An 11610-nucleotide genomic window follows, 5' to 3' on the forward strand; every position below is an offset into this window, starting at 1 on the left:
CTCAGCCCCCTGCGCCCGCGGGGTGCTGGTCGGTCCAGGCCTCGACCAGCCGGCGCCGGGTGTCCTCGAGCAGTTCCGGCAGCGCCTTGGTGCGCGCCACCACCGGCAGGAAGTTCGCGTCGCCGGCCCAGCGCGGCACGACGTGCTGGTGCAGGTGCGCGGCGATCCCCGCCCCGGCCACGGCCCCCTGGTTCATGCCGATGTTGAACCCGGCCGGGTTCGAGGCCGCGCGCAGGGTGTGGACCGCGGCCCGGGTGAGAGCGCTGAACTCCGCCAGCTCGGCGGCGTCGAGGTCCACGTACGACGAGACGTGCCGGTTGGGGCACACCAGCAGGTGCCCGGGGTTGTACGGGTACAGGTTCAGCACGACGAGGACGTGCTCCCCGCGGTGCACGACGAGACCGTCCTCGTCCGGGCCGTTCCCGGCCCGGCAGAAGGGGCACTGCTGGGCGTCGTGCGGGTCGGCGGGTTTGCGCTCGCCGCGCACGTACGCCATCCGGTGCGGGGTCCACAACCGCTCGAACCCGTCGGCGTCCCCGGCGAACGCGCTCGCCGGTTCCACCTGCGGCCCGGCACCGGTGCCCGTCTGCTCCTGGTCGCCGGGCATCAGACCTGCACGCGCCGCTCGACGGCGTCGACGACCTTCGCCACCGCGTCGGCGACGGGCACGCCGTTCTCCTGGCTGCCGTCGCGGTAGCGGAAGGAGACCGCCCCGGCCTCGACGTCGTCGGCGCCGGCGATGAGCAGGAAGGGCACCTTCTGCTTGGTCCAGGTGCGGATCTTCTTGGGCATCCGGTCGTCGGAGGCGTCGACCTCCACGCGCACGCCCCGCTCGCGCAGCTGCGCGGCGACGGCCTGCAGGTGCTCCACGTGGGCGTCGGCGACGGGGATCCCGACCACCTGGACGGGGGCCAGCCACGGGGGGAACGCGCCGGCGTAGTGCTCGGTGAGCACGGCGAAGAACCGCTCGATCGACCCGAACAGCGCCCGGTGGATCATGACGGGGCGCTGCTTGGAGCCGTCGGCGGCGGTGTACTCCAGCCCGAAGCGCTCCGGCAGGTTGAAGTCCAGCTGGATGGTCGACATCTGCCAGGTGCGGCCGATGGCGTCGCGGGCCTGCACGGAGATCTTGGGGCCGTAGAACGCCGCACCGCCGGGGTCGGGCACGAGCTCCAGGCCCGACGCCTGCGCCACCTCGGCGAGGGTGGCCGTCGCCTCCTCCCACGCCTCGTCGGCACCGACGTACTTGTCGGGGTCCTTGGTGGACAGCTCCAGGTAGTAGTCGTCCAGGCCGTAGTCCGACAGCAGGCCCAGCACGAAACCGAGGGTGCGGGTCAGCTCGTCCTTCATCTGCTCGCGGGTGCAGTAGATGTGGGCGTCGTCCTGGGTCATGCCGCGCACCCGGGTCAGGCCGTGGACGACCCCGGACTTCTCGTAGCGGTAGACGGTGCCGAACTCGAACAGCCGCAGCGGCAGCTCGCGGTAGGAGCGCCCGCGGCTGTCGAAGATCAGGTTGTGGAACGGGCAGTTCATCGGCTTGAGGTAGTAGTTCTGCCCCGCCTTGCGCACCGTGCCGTCGGCGTCGAGCTCCGCGTCCAGCTGCATCGCCGGGAACATGCCCTCGGCGTACCAGTCGAGGTGGCCGGAGACCTCGAAGAGGTTCTGCTTGGTGATGTGCGGGGAGTAGACGAACTCGTACCCGGCGCGCTCGTGGGCCTGGCGGGAGTAGTCCTCCATGGCGCGCCGCACGACGCCCCCCTTGGGGTGGAAGACCGCCAGGCCGGAACCGATCTCGTCGGGGAAGGAGAACAGGTCCAGCTCGGTGCCCAGGCGGCGGTGGTCGCGGCGCTCGGCCTCGGCGACGCGCTCCTGGTACGCCTTGAGGTCGTCCTTGGTGGGCCAGGCGGTGCCGTACACGCGCTGCAGCTGCGGGTTCTTCTCGCTGCCGCGCCAGTAGGCCGCCGCCGAGCGCAGCAGGCTGAAGCCGTTGCCGATCAGGCGGGTGCTGGGCAGGTGCGGGCCGCGGCACAGGTCCTTCCACGCGACGGTCCCGTCGCGGCGCACGTTGTCGTAGATCGTCAGCTCGCCGGCGCCGACCTCCACGCCGGCGCCCTCGGCGGCCTCACCCGCGCTGGACTTCAGCCCGATGAGCTCCAGCTTGTACGGCTCCGCGGCGAGCTCGGCGCGTGCCTCGTCGTCGGTGACGGCGCGCCGGACGAACCGCTGCCCCTCCTTGACGATGCGCTGCGCCGTCTTCTCGAGGGTCTTGAGGTCCTCGGGGGTGAAGGGCCGCTCGACGTCGAAGTCGTAGTAGAAGCCGTCGCGGATCGGCGGTCCGATGCCCAGCCTGGCCTCGGGGAAGTGCTGCTGCACCGCCTGCGCCACCACGTGGGCCGCGGAGTGCCGCAGCACGGCCAGGCCGTCCTCGGAGGAGATGAGCACCCCCTCGACCCGGTCGCCGTCGGCCAGCGGGTGCGAGAGGTCGCGCAGCTCGCCGTTGACGCGGGCGACGACGACGTCGCGCTCGTCGGCGAACAGCTCGGCGGCGGTCGTGCCGGCCGCGACCTGCACCGTCGTCGCGGGCGCGGTGGCGCCGGAACGGGTGACGGTGAGCTGGGCGGACACTGCGCGCCTCCGGGGGTCGTCGGTCAGGGGCGTGGGGGCGCTCCCCCACGTCCGCGACTCTAGCCGGGGCGCCCGGCCGCGCCGTCGGTGCGCGCCCGCAGCCGCGCCGTGTCACCGGTGCGCACGGTGCCGGGCACCAGCACCTCGGCGAACGACCCGGCGCAGTGCCTGGGCGGCCGCCCCAGCCGCAGGAGCACCGGCCCCACCTCCAGCAGCGCCCCGGCGAGCTCTGCGGCGGGCGGCAGCGCCGCGGCGGTGGGCCGCAGGACGAGGTTGGCCCGCGAGGAGTCCCCCGCGCCGGGGGCGTCGCGGTCCGTGGTGGTCACGACGTGCACGGCGGCGACCTGACGGGCGCCGCCGGGGGCCGGGCGCAGTTCCAGGGGTGCGTCCACCCCCAGGAAGCGGGCCACGGCCGCGAGGTCGCCGGGAGTGCCGCCAGGGGCGCCGACCACGGGGGCCGTGGGCGTGCCGGACAGCTCCAGCTCCTGCAGCCGGGGTGTGGTCTTGGCCCGCAGGGGCTCGCCGGCGGCGGTCAGGACGAACCCCCGGTCCCCGGCCAGACCCTGCGGGCCGACGTCGACGACCTCGGCGCGCACCCCGGCCACGGACTTCACGGGGAAGACGGCGATCTGCACGACGAGAGCCCCGGCGTCGACGACTCCGGGGCTCTGCACGGGCTGCTCCTGGTGGTGCTGGTGTGGGCGATACTGGGATCGAACCAGTGACCCCCTCGGTGTGAACGAGGTGCTCTCCCGCTGAGCTAATCGCCCGGTGCGACCGCTGACCGCGACCGGTGGAAGAACCATACCCCGTCCGCGCGGGTGCTCACGACCGCCCCGGCAGGTCCACCAGCCGGTCCGCCCGCCGCCCTAGAGGCCGGGCACGCGGGTCAGCTGCGCGGTGACCACCTCCGGGGTCCAGGCGGGCACGCCCTGCCAGGCCAGGTAGCCCCACGCCAGCGCGCCCGCGGCGGCGGCCGCGCCCGCTCCCAGGCCGATCCGGGTGCCCCACGAGCGCCGGGCCAGCCACTGCGTCCAGCGGTGCACCTGGCGGTGCGTGAAGCGGTGGACGCGGCGCGCGGTGGCGAACTCCGTGCCCAGGATCGCCAGGCCGAGGAACACCACGAGCCAGCCCGGTCCGGGCAGCGGGACCATGACCAGGCCCAGCAGGGTCACGACGGTGCCGACCACCCCGACCGCGGTGCGGTAGGCGCGGTCCGCGTGCGCGTCGGCACGCAGCCGCTCGCGGCGCGCGCGCAGGGTGGAGCGCCAGCGCTCGGCGCGCCCGCGGCGCACCGGGCGCGGACCGCCGGGCGCCGTGCCGCCGGCGCGCGCGGCGGGCACCGTCCCGTCCACCCGGGGGGTCGCGAAGGGACCGGGCGGCGGGACGCCCTGCGCCTCGTCCCCGCCGCCCGCACGGTCCTGCCGGCCGTCCGTCGTCACGCGCACCCGCTCCTCCTCGCTCGCCCCCGCCACCGGTGGCCGTCCCCCCGCCCAACGCACGAGGGGCCGCGGACGCTCCCGCGGCGCGCCGCGGGCCCGGCCGCCGTCGCGGGGCGTTCCAGCCCGCCGGGGAACCGCCGGTGAACTCCGCACGTCCCGGTTGCGCCGTCCGGGTGTTTCAGAGGCTCGATCGGTGGGAAACTGTGGAGCACGGTCGCTGGAGCCCGTCAGCGGCCATGAGCACACGGAGGTCGACGTGCCTGCACTGCCGCACCGCAAGACCGAGGTCGACGTCGACGTGTCGCTGCGCCTACGCACCACCAGCGGTCCCGGGCTCCCCGTCCCCGCCAGCTTGCACTACGGGGCTGACGACCCCTTCGCCATCCACGCGGTCTTCCGCGGGGGGGACGCGGACGTGGAGTGGGTCTTCGCCCGCGACCTGCTCAGGGAGGGGCTCACCGCACCGGCCGGCGACGGCGACGTGCAGGTGCGGCCGTGCCCCGACTCCCCCGAGGGCCGCCCGAGGGTCCTGCTGCGCCTGTCGTCCCCGGACGGCAACGCGGAGCTGGAGGCGGACGAGGCGGACGTCCGGCGCTTCCTGCGCCGGGCCGAGGCCCTGGTCCCGCCGGGGCGTGAAGCGCGCCACCTGGACCTGGACGACCTGATCGCCCGGCTGACCGCCTGACCGCAGCGACGAGCGCGACGCTCGAACGGGGGGCGCACCCGGCACCGCCGCCGGGTGCGCCCCCCGTCGCGCGCCGCGGGGCGAACAGCGGGTGAACGCCGCGGGCGGGGGCGGTTGGACTGCACCGGCGCGCGTCGGCTACTGTCTACGACGTCACGGGGAACCGGCCGCAAGGCGGGGGAACCGCAGACGTGCGGACGTAGCGCAGTTGGTAGCGCATCACCTTGCCAAGGTGAGGGTCGCGGGTTCGAGTCCCGTCGTCCGCTCGGAGGCCGGCTCACAGGCGCGAGCCTCGCGGTGGAGTGGCCGAGAGGTTAGGCAGCGGCCTGCAAAGCCGTCCACACGGGTTCGAATCCCGTCTCCACCTCACGGCTCACCGGGTAGCTCCCGGTGTGCTCGAGGGCGATTGGCGCAGCGGTAGCGCGCTTCCCTGACACGGAAGAGGTCACTGGTTCGATCCCAGTATCGCCCACCACGTTGCACCGCAACGGATTTGGCCCCTCGCACCAGCACGGTGCGAGGGGCCTTCTCGTGCCCGTGCGAGGTGGGTGCACTCGGCGCCCGTCAGGACGTGGCCCGTCAGGACGACGCCAGCACCCCGACGAGGGCCAGGAAGGGCACCAGGAAGAAGAACGCCCACCCCACCGCCCACACCACCGTCACGACCCACGAGACGACGATGGCCGCGGTCGACAGGCCCTGGGTGGGCGTGCCCCTCCGCGTGACGTGCCCCACGACGATGCCGACCACGGACGTCAGGCCGCCCGTGAACAGCCCGCAGACGCCGAGCACCAGGGCGATCACGGCGGGCGTGTCGGTGGCGACCCGCTGCACGGGCGGGTACGGCGGGTGCTGCTGCTGGCCCACGGGAACTCCTCGGTGCTGCGTCGGCGGGAGGACGGGCCACAGCCCCGTCTCGACGACCGTACCGGGGCTCCAGCCGGGACCGGCCCCCCGCCGCCCCCACCCGGCGACGGTGACCGCGCCGGACGGCCTCAGGGGACCCAGCGCCGCCGCTGAGCGGCTTCCGCGCGGGCCGCCTCGCGGGCCGCGGCCTTGGTGGGGTCGGGCCACACCCGGTCCACCGCCGAGTTCAGGCCCGCGCCGGCGAGCACGGCGATGGACAGGAAGTAGAACCAGACGAGCACGACGATCGGCGCTGCCAGCGGCCCGTAGATCGAGGTGGAACCCCCGGCCACCGACGCCGACAGCAGCGTGCGCAGCACCGAGGACGTGAGCAGCCACAGCAGCAGGGCGAGCACCGCGCCGGGCAGGTCGCGCCACCACCGGCTGCGCACCGGAGTGGCCAGGTGGTAGAGCGTGGCCAGCCCGGCCACGGACAGCAGCAGCACCACGGGCCAGTACGCGCCCGCCAGGCCCGACAGCTGCTCGGGCAGCCAGCGACCGACCAGGCGGGGCCCCACCAGCAGCAGGGGCAGGACGACGACCGCCACCAGCAGGCCGACCAGGTACGTGGACAGCGACAGCAGGCGGGTGCGCACGATGCCGCGGTGCCCGCCCAGCCCGTACATGATCGAGATGGTGTCCACGTGGACGTTCAGGGCGCGCGAGCCGGACCAGACGCTGAAGGCGAAGGCGAGCAGCGTCAGGTCGGCGCGACCGGCGGTGGTGACCGAGTCGAAGGTCGGCAGGACCACCTCGGCGATGGCCTGCGGGGTGAAGAAGGCCTCCGTCAGGCGCGTCAGCTGCTCCCGGGCCGCCGCGACCTCGTCCCGCCCCAGCCAGCGGCCGGCGTACCCCAGGCTGGCGACGAGGCCGAAGACCAGCGGCGGCAGGGAGAGCAGGGCGAAGAAGCCGCCCTCGGCCGCCAGGCCCGTGACCCGGAAGCGCACGCAGGCACCGACGGTGCCCACGACGAGCTCGCGCGCAGCGGCCAGAGCGCGGCGCGCCGGGGTGACGCCCGCGATCGCGGGAGCGGGGCGGCGGTAGGCACCCGCGGGCCGGGGCCGGTCTTCGGGCACCGCCGCAGGGTAGCCGCGGGCGTCCGGGGCGCGGTCGGGGTGTGCGTGCGGGCCGGAGCGGACATGATGACGGTCGACCGCGCACGTCCAGTGCACGCGCTGAGCAGTGGAAGGACCCCCGATGCAGATCTGGCCCGGACGCCCCTACCCCCTGGGGGCCACCTACGACGGAGCGGGCACCAACTTCGCCCTCTTCTCCGAGGTCGCCGAGCGGGTCGAGCTGTGCCTCATCGGCGACGACGGCACCGAGCAGCGGATCGACCTGCCCGAGATGGACGGCTTCGTGTGGCACGCCTACCTGCCCTCGGTCATGCCCGGGCAGCGCTACGGCTACCGGGTGCACGGCCCCTTCCACCCCGAGAGCGGGGCGCGCTGCCAGCCGGAGAAGCTGCTGCTGGACCCGTACGCGAAGGCGATCGAGGGGCAGGTCGACGGCGACGAGTCCCTCTTCTCGTACCGCTTCGACGACAACTCCGTCGTCAACGACGACGACAGCCTGGGGCACACGATGCTCTCGGTCGTGGTCAACCCCTTCTTCGACTGGGGCAACGACCGCCAGCCGGGCCACGAGTACCACGAGTCGGTGATCTACGAGGCCCACGTCAAGGGCCTGACCCAGCTGCACCCGGACATCCCCGAGGAGATCCGCGGCACCTACGCCGGCATGGCGCACCCCGCGATGATCGAGCACCTCACCTCGCTGGGGGTGACGGCCGTCGAGCTGATGCCGGTGCACCAGTTCGTGCAGGACACCCACCTGGTCGACAAGGGGCTGTCCAACTACTGGGGCTACAACACCATCGGCTTCTTCGCCCCGCACAACTCGTACTCCTCCACCGGCCAGCGCGGCCAGCAGGTGCAGGAGTTCAAGTCGATGGTGCGGGCGCTGCACGAGGCGAACATCGAGGTCATCCTCGACGTGGTCTACAACCACACCGCCGAGGGCAACCACATGGGCCCGACCCTGTGCTTCCGGGGCATCGACAACCAGGCCTACTACCGCCTGGTCGACGGCGACCAGAAGCACTACTTCGACACCACGGGCACCGGCAACAGCCTGCTGATGCGTTCCCCGCACGTCCTGCAGCTGATCATGGACTCGCTGCGGTACTGGGTCACGGAGATGCACGTCGACGGCTTCCGCTTCGACCTGGCGGCGACGCTGGCACGGCAGTTCCACGAGGTGGACCGCCTCAGCGCCTTCTTCGACCTGGTGCAGCAGGACCCGGTCGTCTCGCAGGTCAAGCTCATCGCCGAGCCGTGGGACGTCGGCGAGGGGGGTTACCAGGTCGGCGGGTTCCCGGCGCTGTGGACGGAGTGGAACGGCCGCTACCGCGACACCGTGCGCGACTTCTGGCGCGGCGAACCCGGCACGCTCGGGGAGTTCGCCAGCCGCATCACCGGTTCCTCGGACCTCTACGAGCACTCCGGGCGCAAGCCGATCGCCAGCATCAACTTCGTCACCGCCCACGACGGCTTCACGATGCACGACCTCGTCTCGTACAACGACAAGCACAACGACGCCAACGGCGAGGGCGGCAACGACGGCGAGAGCCACAACCGGTCCTGGAACTGCGGCGTCGAGGGTCCCACCGACGACCCGGAGATCGTGGCGCTGCGCGCCCGGCAGCACCGCAACCTCCTGGTGACCCTGCTGCTGAGCCAGGGCGTGCCGATGATCCTGCACGGCGACGAGCTGGGCCGCACCCAGCAGGGCAACAACAACGTCTACTGCCAGGACAACGAGCTGGCCTGGATGGACTGGGACCTGTCGCCCACGCAGCAGGAGCTGCTGGACTTCACACGGCGGGTGGTCGAGCTGCGCCGCACCGAGCCCGTGTTCCAGCGCCGGCGGTTCTTCGCGGGCGACGCCGGCCACGGCGGGGAGAGCAAGATCGGTGACATCGAGTGGTTCGTCGCCGACGGCACCGAGATGACCGACGAGGACTGGGCCGACGCGGCCAACCGCAGCGTCATGATCTTCCTGAACGGCGAGGCGATCCCCGAGCCGGACCGCCGCGGAGAGCGCATCGTCGGCGACTCCTTCCTCATCATGTACAACCCGTGGCACGAGGCGGTGGAGTTCACGCTGCCGGAGAAGGCGTACGGCGACAACTGGCACGTGCGCCTGGACACCGCCGACGACCAGGTCGGCGTGGTGTCGATCTTCACCGAGGAGTCGGCGTTCTCGCCGGGCACGAAGCTGCCCGTGGCCGGGCGCTCCGTGCTCGTGCTGGCCCGTGAACCACTGGGAGAGAAGTGACCGAGGAGACTTACCGCCCGGCCGTGGTGCCGGTGAGCACCTACCGCTTCCAGGTGCAGCCGGCGTTCACCTTCGACGACGCCGCGGCGCAGGCCGAGCACCTGCACCGCCTGGGGGTCTCGCACGCCTACCTCTCTCCCGTGCTCGCCCCGGCGAAGGGGTCCACGCACGGGTACGACGTGGTGGACCACTCGCGCCTGAACGAGGAGGCCGGCGGGCGCGCCGGGTTCGACCGCCTCGTGGCCGCGCTGCGCGCCGTGGGGCTGGCCGCCGTCGCCGACGTCGTGCCCAACCACATGGCGGTGCCGACGCCCGCGCACGAGAACGCCCAGCTGTGGTCGGTGCTGAAGGAGGGGCCTCGCTCCCCCTACGCGCGCTGGTTCGACGTGGACTGGTCGGTGCAGGACCGCGCGATCCTCATGGCGGTGCTGGGGCAGCGCATCGGGCAGGTGCTGGCCGCCGGTGAGCTGAGCCTGGACACGCGCTCCACGCCGCAGGGCGAGGAGCACGTGCTGCGCTACTACGACCACGTCTTCCCGGTGCGCCCGGGCACCGAGGACCTGCCGCTGGCGGAACTGGTGGACCGGCAGTGGTACCGGCTGGCGCACTGGCGGGTGGCCGACGAGGAGCTGAACTACCGGCGCTTCTTCGACGTGGACACCCTGGCCGCGATCCGCGTGGAGGACCGCGAGGTGTTCGACGCCTCGCACGCGCTGCTGCTGGAGCTGGTGGGGCGCGGGGACCTGCAGGGCCTGCGCATCGACCACCCGGACGGTCTCGCCGATCCCCGCGGGTACCTGCGGTGGCTGGCGGAGGCGACCTCGAACGCCACCGGGGACGGCAGCGCCTGGGTGGTCGTGGAGAAGATCCTGGAGGGCGAGGAGCAGCTGCCGGCGGACTGGGCGTGCGCCGGCACCACCGGCTACGACGCCCTCCAGCGGGTGGGCGGCTTGTTCCTGGACCCGGCCGGCGCCGAGCCGCTGACCGAGCAGTACACGGCGCTCACCGGCGAGACCGGCACGTTCCAGGCGGTCGTGGACAACGCCAAGCGCGAGGTCGTCGAGCACGGCCTGTACGCCGAGGTGCACCGCCTGGTGGACCTGCTGTCCGGCATCTGCCACGACGACGTCGACCTGCGCGACCACACCCGCCGCGGCCTGCACGAGTGCGTGGTGGAGCTGCTGGTGGCCTTCCACCAGTACCGCGCCTACGTCGTGCCCGGCGAGCAGGCCCCGCCGGAGGCCGTGGCCGTCGTGGAGGGCGCCGCCGAGCACGCCCGCGCCCACCTGCCCGAGGAGCGCCACGACACCCTGCAGGTCGTGGTGGACCTGGCGCTGAACCGGGCCGGGAACCCCTCGGACGCCCGGATCGCCGAGTTCGTCGTGCGCTTCCAGCAGACGTGCGGGCCGGTGATGGCCAAGGGCATCGAGGACACCTCGTTCTACCGCTGGTTCCGGCTGTCCTCGCTGAACGAGGTCGGTGGGGACCCCACCCGCTTCGGGACCTCCCCGGAGGAGTTCCACTCCTTCTGCTCCGCCCTGGCCCGCGACTGGCCCGCGGCCATGACGACGCTGTCCACGCACGACACCAAGCGCAGCGAGGACGTGCGGGCGCGGCTGTCGGTCCTGTCCGAGCTGACGGAGGAGTGGGGCGCGGCGCTGACGCGCTGGCGCGAGCTGGCCACCGAGCACCGGGCGAGCGAGCTGGACGCACGCACCGAGCTGCTGGTGTGGCAGACGCTGTTCGGCACCTGGGGCGACGAGGGCCCCATCGGCGCGGAACGGCTGCTGGGCTACCTGCAGAAGGCGACCCGCGAGGCGAAGGACCACACCACGTGGACCTCGCCGGACGAGGCGTACGAGGCGGCCGTGGAGCGCTTCGCGACCGGCGTGCTGGGCGACGAGGCCGTCCTGGCGGCGGTGCGGGAGTTCGTCGAGGCGACCGCGGCGCAGGCCCGGGTGGCGGTGCTGGGGCAGAAGTTCGTGCAGCTGGCGATGCCGGGCGTCCCGGACGTGTACCAGGGCACCGAGCTGGTGGACCTCTCGCTGGTGGACCCGGACAACCGCCGCCCCGTCGACTACGCCGACCGCTCGCGCCGCCTGGCCGCGCTGGACGACGGCGCGGCACCGGCGGACCTGCACGACGAGAAGCTGCTGGTCGTCTCCCGCGCGCTGCGGGTGCGCCGCGAGCACCCGGAGCTGTTCGTCGGGCAGGAGGCGGGCTACTCCCCCGTCCCGACCACGACGGGCAACGCGCTGGCGTTCGGCCGCGGCTCGGTCGGCGCGCCCGGCGCCATCGCGGTGACGACCCGGCTGCCGGTGTCGCTGGAGCGCCACGGCGGGTGGGGTGAGCACACGCTGTCGCTGCCCGAGGGCGGCTGGCGCGACGCGTTCACCGGCACCGTGCTGAGCGGCGGCGCGGTGCGGGTGGCCGACGTGCTGGCGCAGCTGCCGGTGGCGCTGCTGGTGCGCGAGAGCTGACGGCCGCGGCGGGGGGGGGGGGGGGGGGGGGGGGGGGGGGGGGGGGGGGGGGGGGGGGGGGGGGGGGGGGGGGGGGGGGGGGGGGGGGGGGGGGGGGGGGGGGGGGGGGGGGGGGGGGGGGGGGGGGGGGGGG

General features: G+C 73.6%; 9 protein-coding genes and 4 tRNA genes. 6 read left to right on the plus strand and 7 right to left on the minus strand.

What is annotated here, in order from left to right; translation table 11 throughout:
- Position 1 precedes the first annotated feature (1 nt).
- From ACRYR9_RS12170 to ACRYR9_RS12190, 5 genes are all read right to left on the minus strand, one after another.
- Positions 2-607, minus strand: a complete 606-nt coding sequence (locus tag ACRYR9_RS12170) for an HIT family protein (RefSeq protein WP_432495857.1) — start codon at positions 605-607, stop codon at positions 2-4.
- Positions 607-2625 carry a threonine--tRNA ligase gene (gene thrS, locus ACRYR9_RS12175; RefSeq protein ID WP_432495859.1) on the minus strand — a complete coding sequence of 673 codons (2019 nt, stop codon included), beginning with the start codon at positions 2623-2625 and terminating at the stop codon, positions 607-609. Before thrS ends, ACRYR9_RS12170 begins: the two co-directional genes overlap by 1 nt.
- Before the next feature lie 59 nt (positions 2626-2684).
- Entirely contained in the window at positions 2685-3299 is a 615-nt protein-coding gene (locus tag ACRYR9_RS12180; RefSeq protein WP_432495862.1) for an MOSC N-terminal beta barrel domain-containing protein, read from the minus strand.
- A gap of 24 nt (positions 3300-3323) precedes the next feature.
- Positions 3324-3395: transfer RNA gene (locus ACRYR9_RS12185), tRNA-Val, on the minus strand.
- A 99-nt stretch (positions 3396-3494) separates the two neighbouring features.
- Positions 3495-4073: a TIGR02611 family protein gene (locus ACRYR9_RS12190; protein WP_432495864.1), complete on the minus strand. Its 579-nt coding sequence runs from the start codon at positions 4071-4073 to the stop codon at positions 3495-3497.
- A 250-nt stretch (positions 4074-4323) separates the two neighbouring features.
- Between ACRYR9_RS12190 and ACRYR9_RS12195 the strand changes: the two genes are divergently transcribed.
- The 4 genes from ACRYR9_RS12195 to ACRYR9_RS12210 all read left to right on the plus strand — a co-directional run bounded on the left by ACRYR9_RS12195 (position 4324) and on the right by ACRYR9_RS12210 (position 5227).
- Complete coding sequence (locus ACRYR9_RS12195) at positions 4324-4752, plus strand: SsgA family sporulation/cell division regulator (protein ID WP_432495867.1); 429 nt, start codon at positions 4324-4326, stop codon at positions 4750-4752.
- 193 nt (positions 4753-4945) lie between these two features.
- Positions 4946-5018 (plus strand) — tRNA-Gly (locus ACRYR9_RS12200).
- 30 nt (positions 5019-5048) lie between these two features.
- Positions 5049-5119, plus strand: a tRNA-Cys gene (locus ACRYR9_RS12205).
- Between the two features lie 33 nt (positions 5120-5152).
- A tRNA-Val gene (locus ACRYR9_RS12210) sits at positions 5153-5227 on the plus strand.
- A 104-nt stretch (positions 5228-5331) separates the two neighbouring features.
- Here the strand turns inward: ACRYR9_RS12210 and ACRYR9_RS12215 are convergent.
- Both ACRYR9_RS12215 and ACRYR9_RS12220 read right to left on the minus strand, forming a co-directional pair.
- The gene (locus ACRYR9_RS12215) at positions 5332-5619 is read right to left on the minus strand and encodes a DUF4190 domain-containing protein (RefSeq protein ID WP_432495869.1); all 288 of its coding nucleotides are present in this window, start codon (positions 5617-5619) and stop codon (positions 5332-5334) included.
- A gap of 128 nt (positions 5620-5747) precedes the next feature.
- Positions 5748-6734 carry a YihY/virulence factor BrkB family protein gene (locus tag ACRYR9_RS12220; protein WP_432495872.1) on the minus strand — a complete coding sequence of 329 codons (987 nt, stop codon included), beginning with the start codon at positions 6732-6734 and terminating at the stop codon, positions 5748-5750.
- Positions 6735-6855: 121 nt separating this feature from the next.
- Between ACRYR9_RS12220 and glgX the strand changes: the two genes are divergently transcribed.
- Positions 6856-8997 carry a glycogen debranching protein GlgX gene (gene glgX, locus ACRYR9_RS12225; RefSeq protein ID WP_432495875.1) on the plus strand — a complete coding sequence of 714 codons (2142 nt, stop codon included), beginning with the start codon at positions 6856-6858 and terminating at the stop codon, positions 8995-8997.
- Positions 8994-11477: a malto-oligosyltrehalose synthase gene (treY, locus tag ACRYR9_RS12230; protein ID WP_432495877.1), complete on the plus strand. Its 2484-nt coding sequence runs from the start codon at positions 8994-8996 to the stop codon at positions 11475-11477. The genes glgX and treY overlap by 4 nt, the downstream gene beginning before the upstream one ends.
- Positions 11478-11610 lie beyond the last annotated feature (133 nt).

Origin of the sequence: Kineococcus auxinigenes (assembly GCF_050871525.1) — a bacterium.
Classification (GTDB): domain Bacteria; phylum Actinomycetota; class Actinomycetes; order Actinomycetales; family Kineococcaceae; genus Kineococcus.

Excerpts from the sequence above, each read along its gene's own strand:
- ACRYR9_RS12170 (WP_432495857.1), bottom strand. The coding sequence starts at position 607 with ATGCCCGGCGACCAGGAGCAGACGGGCACCGGTGCCGGGCCGCAGGTG.
- glgX (WP_432495875.1), top strand. The coding sequence starts at position 6,856 with ATGCAGATCTGGCCCGGACGCCCCTACCCCCTGGGGGCCACCTACGAC.